Annotated in this window: 12 protein-coding genes and 1 pseudogene; 5 read left to right on the top strand and 8 right to left on the bottom strand. The window is 71.7% G+C overall.

All coding sequences use genetic code 11. The annotated features are described in order from the left end of the window. Positions 1 to 38: 38 nt before the first annotated feature. The gene (locus tag LPA41_RS06470) at positions 39 to 434 is read right to left on the bottom strand and encodes a RidA family protein (RefSeq protein WP_229069134.1); all 396 of its coding nucleotides are present in this window, start codon (positions 432 to 434) and stop codon (positions 39 to 41) included. 103 nt (positions 435 to 537) lie between these two features. Here LPA41_RS06470 and LPA41_RS06465 point away from each other — a divergent pair, with 103 nt between their 5' ends. Beyond that, positions 538 to 1,506 (top strand): YafY family protein, encoded by a 969-nt coding sequence (locus tag LPA41_RS06465; protein ID WP_229069010.1) that lies wholly within the window; start codon positions 538 to 540, stop codon positions 1,504 to 1,506. Between the two features lie 109 nt (positions 1,507 to 1,615). Here LPA41_RS06465 and LPA41_RS06460 read toward each other — a convergent pair whose 3' ends face one another. Continuing rightward, positions 1,616 to 1,960, bottom strand: a complete 345-nt coding sequence (locus tag LPA41_RS06460; RefSeq protein WP_229069133.1) for a hypothetical protein — start codon at positions 1,958 to 1,960, stop codon at positions 1,616 to 1,618. A 295-nt stretch (positions 1,961 to 2,255) separates the two neighbouring features. On the opposite strand from LPA41_RS06460, the gene LPA41_RS06455 reads away from it, so the two are divergent. From LPA41_RS06455 to LPA41_RS06440, 4 genes and pseudogenes are all read left to right on the top strand, one after another. Further along, complete coding sequence (locus LPA41_RS06455) at positions 2,256 to 2,744, top strand: GNAT family N-acetyltransferase (RefSeq protein WP_229069009.1); 489 nt, start codon at positions 2,256 to 2,258, stop codon at positions 2,742 to 2,744. Positions 2,745 to 2,820: 76 nt separating this feature from the next. Beyond that, positions 2,821 to 4,023, top strand: coding sequence for a GAF domain-containing sensor histidine kinase (locus LPA41_RS06450; RefSeq protein WP_229069008.1), 1,203 nt, complete (start codon positions 2,821 to 2,823; stop codon positions 4,021 to 4,023). Between the two features lie 82 nt (positions 4,024 to 4,105). Next, positions 4,106 to 5,995, top strand: a pseudogene (locus tag LPA41_RS06445) (PAS domain S-box protein); the annotation flags it as partial. Next, complete coding sequence (locus tag LPA41_RS06440; protein WP_229069132.1) at positions 5,996 to 8,281, top strand: cellulose binding domain-containing protein; 2,286 nt, start codon at positions 5,996 to 5,998, stop codon at positions 8,279 to 8,281. Between the two features lie 5 nt (positions 8,282 to 8,286). Here LPA41_RS06440 and LPA41_RS06435 read toward each other — a convergent pair whose 3' ends face one another. The 6 genes from LPA41_RS06435 to LPA41_RS06410 are packed head-to-tail and all read right to left on the bottom strand — an operon-like array spanning position 8,287 to position 13,683. Next, the gene (locus LPA41_RS06435; RefSeq protein ID WP_229069007.1) at positions 8,287 to 9,585 is read right to left on the bottom strand and encodes a tyrosine-type recombinase/integrase; all 1,299 of its coding nucleotides are present in this window, start codon (positions 9,583 to 9,585) and stop codon (positions 8,287 to 8,289) included. Between the two features lie 2 nt (positions 9,586 to 9,587). Continuing rightward, positions 9,588 to 9,776: a helix-turn-helix domain-containing protein gene (locus tag LPA41_RS06430; protein WP_229069006.1), complete on the bottom strand. Its 189-nt coding sequence runs from the start codon at positions 9,774 to 9,776 to the stop codon at positions 9,588 to 9,590. A gap of 52 nt (positions 9,777 to 9,828) precedes the next feature. Then, positions 9,829 to 11,541 carry a replication initiator gene (locus tag LPA41_RS06425; RefSeq protein WP_229069005.1) on the bottom strand — a complete coding sequence of 571 codons (1,713 nt, stop codon included), beginning with the start codon at positions 11,539 to 11,541 and terminating at the stop codon, positions 9,829 to 9,831. Further along, the gene (locus LPA41_RS06420; protein ID WP_229069004.1) at positions 11,538 to 12,407 is read right to left on the bottom strand and encodes a hypothetical protein; all 870 of its coding nucleotides are present in this window, start codon (positions 12,405 to 12,407) and stop codon (positions 11,538 to 11,540) included. The genes LPA41_RS06425 and LPA41_RS06420 overlap by 4 nt, the downstream gene beginning before the upstream one ends. Then, entirely contained in the window at positions 12,404 to 13,402 is a 999-nt protein-coding gene (locus LPA41_RS06415; RefSeq protein WP_229069003.1) for a hypothetical protein, read from the bottom strand. The genes LPA41_RS06420 and LPA41_RS06415 overlap by 4 nt, the downstream gene beginning before the upstream one ends. Next, on the bottom strand, positions 13,399 to 13,683 hold the full coding sequence (locus LPA41_RS06410; protein ID WP_229069002.1) for a hypothetical protein: 285 nt from the start codon (positions 13,681 to 13,683) through the stop codon (positions 13,399 to 13,401). The genes LPA41_RS06415 and LPA41_RS06410 overlap by 4 nt, the downstream gene beginning before the upstream one ends. Between the last annotated feature and the right edge of the window lie 379 nt (positions 13,684 to 14,062).

The following is a 14,062-nucleotide window of genomic DNA, read 5'->3' as shown; positions in this document are numbered from 1 at the left end:
CCCCGGCGCCGGGCGGCGGCGGGACCGGCAGCGGCCGATCAGTCGACGGCGGTCCCCTCCAACTCGACCGTCTGGCCGGGCACCGCGAGCCGCCGCACCTCGAGCATCGTGGTGGCCGGCGCCGCACCGGCCGCGCCGAGCCGTGCCGCCAGCTCACCGTAGTGCGGGAAGAGCGCGTCCACGTCGGTGGTGTAGACGTTGAGTCGGACCAGGTTCGCCAGCGACATGCCGGCCCCCGCGAGCACCGCCTCCAGGTTGTCCAGGCTCAGGGCCAGCTGCGCCGCCATGTCACCGTCGTGTTCGGGCTTGCCGTCGCCGTTCATCGCGGTCTGCCCGGAGCAGTACAGGGTCCGGGTGTGCCCGCTGACCAGCTCACCCTGGTTGAACCCCAGCGCCACCGACCAGCTCACCGGGTTGACCGCCGTCCGCAACATCGTCACATCGTCTCCGTTCCACAAGTCTCGCCAGGTGCCTTGCGGACGAGCCTCGCAACGAATCACGACATCCTGTGTCAGGTATTGCGATAGAGTTCCGTGGATGCGCGCCGACCGGCTGGTGTCCCTGGTGCTGCTGCTACGCCAGCGTGGCCGGTTGACCGCGGACGCCCTGGCCCGCGAGCTGGAGGTGTCCACCCGCACGGTGCTGCGCGACATCGAGGCGCTCTCCGCAGCCGGTGTCCCCGTGCACGCGGAGCGCGGCCGGCACGGCGGTTTCGCGCTGCTACCCGGGTTCCGGACCGAGCTCACCGGCCTCAACCCCGAGGAGGCCCTGGCCCTGCTGACCGCCGGTTCGGTGCGCGCCGAGCAGGTGCTGGGTCTCGGCCCGGCGCTGGCCTCGGCCCGGCGCAAGGTGGTGGACGCGCTGCCGGAGAGCCACCGGGTCACCGCGAGCGACGCCGCACGCCGGTTCCTGGTCGAACCGGAGGCCGACCTGCTCTCCCGCCGCCAGGTGATCGAGGAGGTGCCGGACGCGACGATGACCGAGGTCCGGCGGGCGGTGCTGGCCGGGCGCCGGCTGCGCCTGCACTACGCGGCCACCGGGCAGGAGCCGCGGTGGCGCACGGTCGACCCGGTCGGGCTGGTCACCGTGCGCGACCGGGTCTACCTGCTGGCCACCCGGGCCGGTGCGGACCGCACGTACCGGCTCTCCCGGGTGCTGGCCGCCGAGGCGCTGCCCGAGCCGGCGCAGCGACCGGACCACGTCGACCTGGACCGGATCTGGCGGGACCGGCGCGCCCGCTTCCTCGCCGACGGCCACCTCACCGCGCTGGTGCTGGTGGACCCGGCGCGGCGGGCGGAACTGCTGGACAGCGCGGTGGCCGTCCGTGCCGAGGAACCGGAGGCCGGCGGCCGGCTGCGGCTCGAGGTCACCTACCAGGACCTGCGGCACGCCGTCTGGGCGCTGTGGCAGCTCGGCACGGCCGCGGAGGCCCTCGAACCGCCGTCGCTGCGCGCCGCCCTGCACGACCGCGCCGCCGCCCTGGCCGCCCGGTACGCCGCCCGCTGATCACCTGACGCCGGCCCGGCTACGCCGGCGGGAGCAGGAGGGCTGCGGGAGGATGGCGAACGGCTACGCCCGCGGAGTGCCAGCGGCTACGCCCGCGGAGCACGAGCGGCTACGCCCGCGGGAGTGCGCCCGGCGAGTCGATCACCGACAGGGCGAGCGGTGCGGGCAGTGCGGCCACGCCCGGCCCACCGGCGCGGACCCAGTCGACGAGGTCGTCGACGATCACGTCCTCCAGGACCAGCCCGAACCAGACCGGCCGGGCACCCCGGCGGCGGGCGGCCGGTGCCGGTTGCACGACCACGACGTTGGACTGGTCGCAGACGTCCAGGCACAGGCTGGTGCGTACCCGATGATCGTCGCCCAGGCCGGCACGCAGCCGCTCCACCTGCCCGGCGTGATCGACCGCCGGGTGCTTGCGCGGGCTGCCGCAGCAGCAGTCCCGGCACACCGTCACCGTGCACTCCACCGTCGAGGTCCTCCGTCCCGTCGTGAACGGCCGCCACCGTACCCCGCGCCGCGTGGGCCGCCGACGCCCCGCCCCGGACCGCAAAGGCGCTAGGATCGACCGCCGTGATCAGTGCTGATGCCGCGGTGCGTATCGCCCGCCCGAGCCGGGACCTCGCCGCCGCCGACCCGGACGGCTACCGCCTGGTCCTGTCCACCCGCTCCTGGTCGAACGCGTGAGCCCGCGCGACGAAGAACCGAGCCCGCGCGACGAAGGACCGGTCCTGCGCGGCGAACGAGTGATCGTGCGTCGATTCACCGCCGGCGACCTCGCGGACTTCCTGGCTTACCAGGCCGACCCGGTGGTGCGCCGGCACCTGCCGGGCGAGCCGATGAACCCGGCGGAGGCGGCGGGTTTCCTGACCGCCCAGGCCGCGCTGGGCGAGGACGCCCGGGACGCCTGGCACGGGTACGCCGTGCGGCTGACCGCCGGCGGGCGGGTGATCGGTGATGTCGGCGTCTGGTTGTCGTCGCGGCCGGACCAGGCGGACTCCGGCGACGTCGGCTTCCAGTTCCATCCCGAGTTCCACGGATTGGGCTACGCCGGCGAGGCCATGCGCCTGTTCCTGACGCACGTCTTCGGGACTCTCGGCCTGCAGCGGGTCACCGCGAGCTGCGACGCGGCGAACGCGGCGTCGCGGGCGCTGCTGGAACGCCTCGGCATGCGGCCGGCTCACCGGTCCGGCACCGACCTGGAGTACGGCCGGCGCCGCGACGACTGGCCGCGGGCCTGACCACTGTCTTCGGCGCGAATCCGCCCGTACCGGGGCACTCCCCGTGCGACGATCGTTGCCGGGGGTGTGACCTGGTATGCCCGACGACGAGGCCCAGCGGGTGGCGGCTCTGCACGAGACCCGTGTGCTCGACACCGAGCGGGACCGCGACTTCGACGACATCGCCCTGCTCGCCATGGAGGTGTGCGGCACGCCGATCGGGCTGGTCAGCCTGGTCGACAGCGACCGGCAGTGGTGCAAGGCCAAGGTCGGCTTCGAGCTCGACGGAACCAGCCGGGACATGTCGTTCTGCACGCACGCGGTCGCGGACCGGCAGCTGATGGAGGTCGGCGACACCACCGCCGACCCCCGGTTCGCGGACAACCCGCTGGTGACCGGGCACGGTGTGCGCTTCTACGCCGGTGCGCCGCTGATGCTGCAGGGTGGGCACGTCATCGGCACCGTCTGTGTCCTGGACCGGGAACCCGGGCAGCTCAGCGCACCGCAGCGGCGGGCCCTGCGGGCGCTGGCCCGGCACGCCGCGGCGCTGCTGGACCTGCGCCGGTACGCCAGCACCGCGGCACAGAGCACGCAGCGGCTGCGCGAGCTGGACCGGTTGATGGAGTCGTTCCTGTCGAATGTCAGCCACGAGCTGCGGACGCCGCTGACCACCATCCGCGGGTACCTGGAGATGATGCTCGACGCCGAGTACGACCCGGTCAGCGCGCGCCGGTTCCTGTCGACGATGCAGCGCAACGCCGACCGGCTGCTGCGGCTCATCGACGACCTGTTGCAGGTGGCGCGGCTGCGGGAGCAGGACATCGACCTGAACCGGGTCGAGATCGACCTGGCCGACCTGGCGTTCCAGCTGGTCGCCGGTTCCCGGCCGCTGGCCGAGCACAAGAACATCACCCTGGTCGAGGAGACCGAGCGGCCGGTGACGGCGCTGGGCGACCCGCAGCGGCTGTCGCAGGCGCTGAGTCACCTGCTGCTCAACGCGATCAAGTTCACCCCGGCGGGCGGGCGGGTCACCGTGGCGACCCGGGCGGCGAACGGTCCGTGCGTGATGATCACCGACTCGGGTACGGGTGTCGCCGAGGCCGACCTGCCGTACCTGTTCGACGCGTTCTACCGCTCCCCCAGCGCCGACGCCGAGGCGGTCCCGGGTGTCGGCGTGGGCCTGACGCTTGTCAAGTCGATCGTCGACGCGCACCACGGCACCATCACAGCCGAGCAGGCGCCCGGCGGTGGCATCTGCATCCGGATCACCCTGCCGGCGGCCGGCGCCGTCGTGACGTAGCGGGGCGGGCCCGTGCGGGCCGGGTCGAGCTGGAACGACCGGCGCCGGGCCGGGCGGCGTCCCATCCTGGTCGGGGGTACTCGTGGCGAAGCTGGACGGAAGCGAACACGGTGAGGCGTTCTTGTCGTCGGTGGTGAGGTCGACAGCGGACGCCATCATCGGCTGCGACGTGCAGGGGCGGATCACCGCCTGGAACCCGGCCGCGGAGCGGATCTACGGGTACCGCCGCGACGAGGTGCGGCGCCGGCCGGTGACGATGATGTACCCGACCGACGTCTTCGACCGCGACTGGCAGGTGTTCCAGAAGGCTCTGCGCGGCACACCCACCGGCCAGCTGCGGACCGTGCGGTTGCGCAAGGACGGGTCCCGGGTGCCGGTCCGCATGTCGTTCGCCCCGATCGAGGGCGTCGACGGGTCGGTGCGGGGCGTGGTCAGCGTCGCCCACGAGCTGACCGACGAGATGCGCGCCGAGGCCCGCCTGGTGGCGTTGCTCCAGGCCACCCCGGACGTGATCCTCGGGATCAACCGCGACGGGTTGATCATGTTCGCGAACTCCTCGTGCGAGCGACTGCTGGGCTACCAGCCGGACGAGCTGACCGGCCGGCACGCCCGTACCCTGTTCGCCGAGGAGGAGCGCGCCGACCTGGTCGCGCTCCGCGAGCGCCTGTTCACCGACCCGGAGCTGCGGGAACACACCCACACCGTGTCCACCAGGATGCTGCGCAAGGACGGCACCTTGCTGCCCGGGGAGACCCGGTTGAGCTGGCAGAACGAGCCCGGCGGACCGCTGCTGGTCGCGGCCGTGCGGGACCTGTCCGAGCTGCACCGGGCGGAGGCCCGGCTGCGGGCGCTGCTGGAGGCGGTGCCGGACGCGATCACCGGCATCTCCCCCGACGGGCGGATCGTGCTCGTCAACCAGGGCACCGAACGGCTGCTCGGCCATCCGCGGGACCGGCTCCTCGGTGAGCCGTACGCCATGCTGCTGCCCGAGGCGGAACAGGACCGCATCGCGCAGGTGGTGGCGGAGGTGTTCGCGGCGCCGCAGCCGCCCACCGTGGTGTACGCCGAGGTGATCCGCGCCGACGGCACCCGGGTGCCCACCGAGAACACGGTGACCCGGTTCGACGCCGGCAGTGACCGGATGCTGCTCGTGGTCGGCCGCGACATCACCGAGCGGGTGACCGCGGAACGGGAACGGACGCGCCTGGTCGAGCAGGTGGAACGGCAGCGCACCGAACAGGCGATCCTGCGCGCGCAGCGGCTGGAGGCGCTGGGGCAGCTCGCCGGCGGGGTCGCCCACGACTTCAACAACCTGCTCGCGGTGATCGCCAACTACGCCGATCTGCTCGGTGACGAGGTGGCCGATCTGGCGCGCACGGACGCCGCGCAGTGGCAGCCGTTCGTCGACGACCTGGCGCGCATCCAGCAGGCGGCGCAGCGCGGCGCCGCCCTGACGCAGCAGCTGCTGGCGTTCAGCCGCCGCGACCTCAACCGTCCCCGGATCCTGGAACCGGGCACCGTGCTGCGCCGGCTGCTGCCGTCGCTGCGGACCACGGTCGGTGCGGACCACGACCTCGACCTGGACGTGGCCGCCGACGTGTGCACGGTGGTGCTGGACCCGGGCCGGCTGGAGCAGATCCTGGTCAACCTGTGTGTCAACGCCACCGAGTCGATGCCCGGCGGCGGCCGGATCCACGTCACCGCCGACAACCTGTGCCCGGCGCAGCCGGATGTGCGCTTCCAACCGGCCACCCACCCGGGGCAGCGTTATCTGCGGCTGCGGGTGGCGGACACCGGCGCGGGCATGGCGGCGGAGGTCGCCGCCCGCGCCTTCGAGCCGTTCTTCACGACCAAGGCCAAGAGTACGGGCGCCGGCCTGGGACTGGCAGCGGTGTACGGCATCGTCGGCCAGGCGGACGGCTGCCTGCGGATCGACTCGGCCCCCGGCGCCGGCACCACGGTGACGGTGCTGCTGCCCGCCGCGGACGAGAGCGCCACCGCACCGGCCGACAGCCCGGCCTCCGGCTCGGCCGCGACGAGCGTCCCGGACGCCGCCGGGTCGGTCGCCGTCGCCCTCGACGCCAACGCGGCCGCCGGTTGCCGGGTCGACTACGCGGTGACCAACCAGTGGCAGGGCGGCTTCGGCGCCGCCGTCTCCGTCACCAACCTCGGCGATCCGATCACCGGCTGGACCCTGACCTTCTCGTTCGCGGCAGGTCAGAGCGTCACCCAGCTGTGGAACGGCTCCGTCACCCAGTCCGGCTCCACCGTGTCGGTCCGCGACGCCAGCTGGAACGCGGCCGTACCCACCAACGGCAGCGTCTCGTTCGGCTTCAACGCCACCGCCACCGGTGCGAACCCGGCGCCGGGCGCCTTCGCCCTCAACGGCACGGCGTGTACGGGCGGCGTCACCGGCCCGTCCAGCCCGGCACCGTCCAGCCCGGCACCGTCCAGTCCCGCTCCGTCCAGCCCGGCACCCAGCAGCCCGGCGCCGTCCAGCCCGGCGCCGAGCAGCCCGCCGCCGGTGGGGTCCGGTCGGCAGATGGAGCGGCTCGACCGGGGGCTGATCAGTGTGCGCTCCGGCAGCGGCAACCTGGTGAGCTGGCGATGGCTGGCCGCCGACCCCGCCGACGTGGCGTTCAACGTCTACCGGGACGGCACGCGCGTCAACCCGTCCCCGATCACGGGATCGACGAACTACCTGGACGCCGGTGCCGCGGCGGGTGCGGCGTACACCGTGCGTGCCGTGACCGGCGGCACCGAACAACCGGCCTCACCGGCCGCGCTGCGGTTCGGCAACGGCTACCTCGACGTACCCGTGCAGAATCCGGACCCGGCACGGTACGCCGCCAACGACGCCAGTGTCGCCGACCTCGACGGCGACGGGCAGCTCGACATCATGCTCAAATGGGAGCCGCTCAACGCCAAGGACAACTCGCAGGCCGGCGTGACCGATCCGGTCCACATCGACGCCTACCGGACGAACGGCACCCGCCTGTGGCGGATCAACCTGGGCCGCAACATCCGCGCCGGTGCCCACTACACCCAGTTCCAGGCGTACGACTACGACGGTGACGGCTCCGCCGAGGTCGCCATGAAGACCGCCGACGGCACCGTGTCCGGAACCGGTCAGGTGATCGGCAGCGCGACCGCGGATCACCGCAACGCCGACGGGTACGTGCTGGCCGGGCCGGAGTTCCTCACCGTGTTCAACGGCCGCACCGGTGCGGCGCTGGCCACCGCGAACTACGACCCGCCGCGCGGCACCGTGTCGTCGTGGGGGGACAACTACGGCAACCGGGTGGACCGGTTCCTGGCCGCCACCGCGTACCTGGACGGCGCACGGCCCAGCATCGTCATGGCGCGGGGCTACTACACCCGTACCGTCATCGCCGCCTGGGACTTCCGCAACGGTGCCCTGACCCGGCGCTGGACGTTCGACAGCAACGCCGCGGGCAACAGCACCTACGCCGGTCAGGGCAACCACAACCTGTCGATCGCCGACGTGGACGCCGACGGCCGCGACGAAATCGTCTACGGTGCGATGGCCGTCGACGACAACGGCACCGGTCTGTGGAACAACCGCAACGGCCACGGCGACGCCATGCACGTCGGCGACCTCGATCCGACCCGTACCGGACTGGAGGTCTTCAAGGTCGACGAGGACGCCAGCAAGCCGTCGTCCTGGTTCGCCGACGCCCGCACCGGCCAGGTCCTGTGGTCCACACCCGCCTCCGGGGACAACGGCCGCGGCGTCTCCGCCGACGTCTGGGCGGGCAGCCCCGGCGCCGAATCCTGGTCCTCGGCACCGGCCGGGCTACGCTCACCCAACGGCACCGTGGTCAACAGCCGCAAACCGGGCTCGACGAACTTCCTGGCCTGGTGGGACGCCGACCCGGTCCGCGAACTGCTGGACGGCACCCACATCGACAAGTACGGCACCACGGGCGACACCCGTCTGCTCACCGCCTCCGGCGTGCACGCCAACAACGGCACCAAATCCACGCCCGCCCTCTCCGGCGACATCCTCGGCGACTGGCGCGAGGAAGTCATCTGGCCGACCTCGGACAACACGGCCCTGCGCATCTACGCGACCCCCACCCCCACCGACCGGCGGATCACCACGCTGCTCCAGGACGCCCAGTACCGCCTGGCCCTGGCCTGGCAGAACACCGCCTACAACCAGCCCCCGCACCCCAGCTTCTTCATCGGCGACGGCATGCGCACCCCGCCCCGCCCCACCATCCGCCAACCCTGACCAGCTCATATGCCCTCCAGGCCCGGTGCGCTACCACCCTGCGCTGGGCCTGGCCCGGTCGACAGTTCCTCTCGCCGTTGCAGCTCTGGGGCCGTCGTGGGGCCGTGGTGGTCATCCAGGTCGGCGAGGAGCGCATCGATGGCGCCGCGCGCCCGGCCCGGGCTGTCCGGCATCAGGTGCCCGTAGACCCGCAAGGTGAACGCGGGGTCAGCGTGCCCCATCCACTCCGCCAGGTCGCGGACACTGACACCCTGGGCCAGCAGCTGCGAGGCGAACAGATGACGCAACGCGTGCGTTCCGTTACCGCGCACCGCCGGCACGCCCGCCGCCGCCAGCCCTGGTTTCCAGGCGCAGCCGTCGAACGTCTGCTGCCGCAGCGGCGTGCCCTTGCCGGTCGTCAGGATCAGCGGCACCGTCACCATCTTGCCCCGCTCCGGGTCCTCCCACGGCAGTGTCACCGAGACAGCGGGGAACGCCGCCAGGTGGGCTCTCACGGATCGCGCCACCGACCCCGACAGCGGCGTCTTCCGTTCCCGGTCGTTCTTCGGCGATCCGAAAACCAGCCGGGAACCGACCCGCTTGACCTGCCGCCGGATGGTCAGCCACTCGGCGTCGAAATCCTCCGGCGAGATCCCGAACGTCTCGCCCTCCCGCGTGCCGCAGCCCGCAGCGAGGTCCACATACACCTGGTAGCGCGCCGGCATCGCGGCACGAACAGCCGCGACCGTCGCCGGGAGCCACGGCACGACCTTCGAGACCTGCGGCTTCGGGATCGTGACGGACTTGGCGGAGCACGGGTTCTTCGCTATCCGGCCGTCATCGACAGCAGCAGTCAGAATCCCGCTCACGTGGGCGAACAGCACGACCCGGGTGTTCACCGACAAGCCTTTGCCGATGAGCCAGGTGTCCCACTCCCGCAGCGTTCCCGGGTAGACGGTGTTGACGGCACGGCGGCCAAAGAACGGGATGACGTGCAGCCGCACCCGGCTCTCCACAGACGTGCGCGTCGATTCGTCGAACCTGCTGTTGCGGACGTACGCCAACGCCAATTCGTCAAAGGGCTTCTTCCCACGCTGCGGGTCCAGGTAGTGACCACGGTTCTTGTCCGCCTCGACACTGGCAAGGAACGCCTCAGCCTCGCGCTTCTGGCGGTCCGGGAACGAGCTGTTGCGTTCCTTGCCGTCCGGCGCGATGTAGCGAACCCGATAGCGCAGGCCCACGCCGTGCCGGTCGGTCTTCTCCCGGCACTTCTTGCCGTTCGGTCCGGGAACGTCTTTGAACCAGCGGTCCTCGATGTGGCCCATGGCTACGCCGCCTCTTGGTCGTGGAACCAGGCGCGGACCGTGTCGGGGTCGTAGCGCAGGTGCCGGCCGATGCGGGCGGCTGGCGGGCCGTAGTGGCGTTTGCGCCAGGTGTAGAGGGTTTCTACGGGCACGCCGAGGTAGACGGCCACGTCGGAGACCGTCCATCGCGGTTGCTGTCCAGGTGTTGCCATCGGTCCTCTCCGTCGATTCGTCGTCAAGGTGGGCTTGACGGTCGGCGGCCGTTCACGCGGCCAGGGTGCTCAGGTGGTGCCTGGCGGCGTTCTGGTGTTCTCGTGCCATCGCGGCGGAGGTGTTGGCGAGCATGGCGTCTGCGGGGGTGCGCCATCCGGCGCCGACGAATTGCAGGAAGTTGACGACCAGCGTCGTCGGCTGGCCGCTGGGTTCGGTGTGCTCTGGTCCGGCCGTCTGGGTGCGGCGGAACGCGACGCGTTGGTCGCGGAGCAGGGCGAAGGTGATGGAGTAGCGGCGGCTTTTGGTGAGGAAGTGGCCGCCGAATCCGAGCATGTGTGCCCATCGGCGCAGCTTGAGGTATGGGCTGGCCGGTGGCCCGGCCGGCTCCTGGCGGGCTGCGTCGGCGGCGGCGATCTGTTCGGCGGCGCAGGTGGGGCAGGTCCGGTAGCGGGTGCAGCCGCCGCAGCCGGGATCGGTGCGCAGCTCCCCGAACGGCCGGACCGGGGCGGGCCCACCGCGGCTGCTCGGGCCGAGCGGTGCAGGCGGTTCGGGACTGGTGCGGAAGTTGCCGAGTCGCCAGCAGGCGTCGATGAGTCGTTCGGTGTGGGTGCCGTCCGCATCCGCGTACAGGTCGATGGTCTGTTCGGTCAGGCGGGTGGAGGCGTGCCCGGTGACCTCGGTCGACTTGGTGGCGTACTTGGCGAGGTAGGCGGCGACCTGGGCGTCGGTGACCTCACCGAGCCCCGCGATGGTGATGACCTTCGTCAGGATCTGCTCGCCCCAGGCGATGGGCCAGCCCTCGGGCCGGGCCGGATGCGGGTCGCTGGTGAACATGACGGTGCGGGCGGCGTGGTCGATGGCGTCGACCAGGTCGGCGGCGTCCAGCTCGGCCGGTGGCGGTATGACGGCGTCGGGTTGTTCGGGGTCGAAGCCGTCTAGGCGCACGATGGCGTGGAAGTGCGCGACGCCGCGTCGCTGCATTTCGGCGGCTTTGCCGAACGACAGCCGCAGCGGCAGCACGTGGCGCACCTTGCCGGTCTTCGGCGAGAACACCGGCACTTCGGCGACGCCGCGTCGTTTCGCCAGCTGGCGGATGTGGCGGTTGACGGCGATGGTGGTGCGCCGCCACAGCTCACCGGCGTACAGGTTCCAGACGGCTTGTGCCCGGTAGTCGTAGCAGTCCAGGCACAGTGGCGAACCCAGGCACCGATCGGTGGTGTCGTGGCGGGCGAAGCAGGCCAGTTTCACGCCGTGCGGGCAGACGGTCAGGTCGCGGCGGCCGTGGCACGGCTCGGGGCGGCAGTCACAGTCGGTGCGCCGGGTGCAGGTGTGCCGCCGGACGTGGCGGGTGTGGACCTCACCGAAGCTGGGTGCGGTGAAGGTCGGGAACACCGCCGGGTGATGCGCGACCTGTTCCGGCACGCCTTTGCCGCCGACCAGCCCGGACCGGATCACCTGGTAGGCGTCGCGTTTGTAGCGTTCGGAGCAGGCCGGGCAGACGGCGTCGCGGCGGTTGCCGCACGGCTTGTAGATGACCCCGTCCGGCATGTCCGCCGTCGCCCGTTCGGCGAGGATGCGGCCGGTGGTGGCTTCGACGGTGGCGAGGGTTCCGGCGAGCCGCACCGGGCGGGTACACGCGGCGGCGGGCCGCACGTGGGCGAGCCACGCGGGGTAGTCGTCGCGGGCGGCACGGGCGATGGCCTGCTGCCGCAGGTCGGTCGATTGCCGGAACCAGACCGGGACTGTGAGTTGGGTGGTGGTCACGCAGACCACCAGGCGGGGCCGATGTCGAACAGGGCGGGCTGGCGGGAGGCTGCCGCGACTTTGGTGATGAGTCGGGTGCGCCAGGCGAGTGCGTAGCGGGCGCAGTTCGCGCAGTTGCGGTGTCCGTGACATCCGGGCAGGGCGGGTTCTCGTCGGGCTTGGGCGCTCCAGGCCATCGAGTCGGCCGAGGCGAGTAGATGCCCGTGCCGGGCCAGGCCGAGGGTTTTGAAGCCGAACCCGTGCAGCCGGGTGAGTCCGGCCTGGTGCAGTGCGGTGAGGATGTCGCCGACCTGGACGGTGGACTGTCGCCGGCATACCGAGCCGACTCCGACCAGTGGCATGCGGGTGAGGTCGATACCGGCGCGCTGGTAGCGGTCGACGCAGCGTAGGTAGTCGCCGGGTGTCCAGCCTTGCACCACGGGCACGAACGGCAGATCGGGTGCGAGGTCGCGTAGCCGTTCGTAGTTGGTGATGGTGCGGTCTTGGTGCTCGGCGACGGTCAGGCCGGTCTTGGCGAGGATGGCCGGCTCACACATCCAGTCCTGCGGGGCTGCCCAGGCCAGGTGGCCGATCTCGTCACGGTAGCGGCGCACCCGGTTGGCGTAGACGGCCGGGGCGGGGCCGGTGTCCCAGGTGCCGTACTGGCTGAGTTCGGTGAATCCGCCGGAGTCCAGCGCCCACGGTGCGGCAGCGACCGGTAGGCGCCGGTAACGGCGCAGGCGTCGGTCGGAGACGAACAGCGGCACACCGAGGGCGGCGAGCCAGTGTGGCTGGTGGGTGCCGAGGTAGAACAGGGTCGGCTCAGCGCAGGGGACCGCACCCGCAGCGGTTGCTGCGGGTGCGACGCTCAACGTGGAGACGGTCACCGGGTCGCCTTGCTGGGGCGGCTGCCGTTGACGGCGTGTTCGGTACGGGTCGGGCCGTGGTCAGCGCGTAGCGCTGCCAGTGCTTCGGCGGCCTGGTCCGAGTTCACCTTCAGTCGTGCGGCCAGTTGCCCGGCGGTGATCGGGGTTCCGTTGTCGGCCTGATACTGCTGGGCGATCTGATCGGCGCGGCGCAGCACGTGTTCGGGCACCAACGGCAGACGTAGCTGGGTCCGGTCCGGCTCGGTGACAGAGATGTCGGCGGCGGGACGGGCCAGGTTGTCTGTGCTGGTGTCGGAGGTGTGCGGGCGGCGATCGGTCGCGGCAGTCGGCCGAGGTTCGGTTGCCGGTCGGTGCGGGCGGGGCCGTTCGGTTCGGGTGATCCGGGCGGCTACGACATCCGGGTTGGGGATGTCGACCGGCCGTGCGGGACGCGCCGTCTCCGGAGCTACCGGAGCAAGGGTGGCGGCTTGCGTGTCGTCGGCCGGGCGCGGCACGCCCAGGAGGGCGGGCGCGGCCGGCGGTTCGGGGGTGACGGCACCGGTGGTGTCGTCAGCCCGTGCGGGCTGGACTGGGGTGTGCGGCTGGTTGCCGGTCGCCAGGATGGCGCCGGTAGCCATGACCATCAGCCCGTCGACTGCGAGCGGGCCGAGGATGCACACGAGGGTTTCCTCGCCGTAGTGGTCGAGGAGACCGGACAGGTGCCGGTAGGACACCAGGGCAGCCACGATGGCCACGGGCAGGAGCCCGGCCCAGCGGATGAGCTGCCAGATACGGCCGTCGGGCCAGGCCACGCGGGCCAGGATTTCGACGGCGACGAACAGGAAGACCGGCCAGACGACCGCGCCGACGACGGCACCCGGTTCGGGTGTCCAGTTCGCCGTGGTGTCTTCCTGGGGTTGGATGAAGGAGTGAGCGACGTTCGCGGCGATCGACACCGCGCCGCCGAGCATGGCACCGGCATACGCCCAGGCGCGTCCGGTGGTACGGGCCGTCATGCCGGCTTCTGCGAAGGCGCGGCCACCGGCTCGGTGCGCATCAGGGTGTAGCCCAGGATGAGGGCGTTGGCGAAGCCAAGTTCCCGCTGGTAGTAGTTCTGCAGCATGACAACTTGCTCGTAGCGGCGGATCGGCTGCAGCAGCGAGATCTCGGCGTTGGCGAAGCTGATGTTGCCGCCGGTGTTGTGGTTGAACGAGACGAAGTAGTGGTAGAGGTGCGATCCCGCGTCGTTGCCGGTCGCTCCGTTGGGGTTGGGGTTGGGTCGGTTGTCAGTGGTCATGGCGCCGTCTCCGTTCCGTTCAGGGTGAACAGGGGTAGTGCGGGACGGTTCGGGTCCGGCGCGTGTGAGGCTGCCTGCCGAACCGCTGCTCGCGAGGCGCGAGCGTGGTGCTGGCTGAGCAGGTCAGCGTGTTGGTCAGGGGTCAGTCGGGCGACCGCGTCCCGGTCTTCTCCACGCCGCCGCAGCAGCAGCGGACGCACGGTGGCGTTCGTGGGACAGTCCAAGACCTTGTCGGGGTACGGGTAGCCGCAGCCGGGGCAGCGTGATGCCGCCGGGCTACCGGGATGGTGATCGGCGAACACCTGCACGAGGGTCGCCACGGTCACGCCGAGACCCGCTTGCCGGAGCCGGATGTCGAGGGCGTGACGGGAAGAAGTGG

The sequence above is a fragment of the Actinoplanes sp. DH11 genome, assembly GCF_020873875.1.
In the GTDB taxonomy this organism is placed as follows: domain Bacteria; phylum Actinomycetota; class Actinomycetes; order Mycobacteriales; family Micromonosporaceae; genus Actinoplanes.
This window is presented reverse-complemented; position numbering and strand designations above follow the sequence as displayed.

What these genes read in the sequence shown, in the direction of transcription:
- LPA41_RS06470 (WP_229069134.1), bottom strand. Translation starts at nt 434, where the DNA reads ATGTTGCGGACGGCGGTCAACCCGGTGAGCTGGTCGGTGGCGCTGGGG.
- LPA41_RS06465 (WP_229069010.1), top strand. Translation starts at nt 538, where the DNA reads ATGCGCGCCGACCGGCTGGTGTCCCTGGTGCTGCTGCTACGCCAGCGT.
- LPA41_RS06450 (WP_229069008.1), top strand. Translation starts at nt 2,821, where the DNA reads ATGCCCGACGACGAGGCCCAGCGGGTGGCGGCTCTGCACGAGACCCGT.
- LPA41_RS06435 (WP_229069007.1), bottom strand. Translation starts at nt 9,585, where the DNA reads ATGGGCCACATCGAGGACCGCTGGTTCAAAGACGTTCCCGGACCGAAC.
- LPA41_RS06430 (WP_229069006.1), bottom strand. Translation starts at nt 9,776, where the DNA reads ATGGCAACACCTGGACAGCAACCGCGATGGACGGTCTCCGACGTGGCC.
- LPA41_RS06415 (WP_229069003.1), bottom strand. Translation starts at nt 13,402, where the DNA reads ATGACGGCCCGTACCACCGGACGCGCCTGGGCGTATGCCGGTGCCATG.
- LPA41_RS06410 (WP_229069002.1), bottom strand. Translation starts at nt 13,683, where the DNA reads ATGACCACTGACAACCGACCCAACCCCAACCCCAACGGAGCGACCGGC.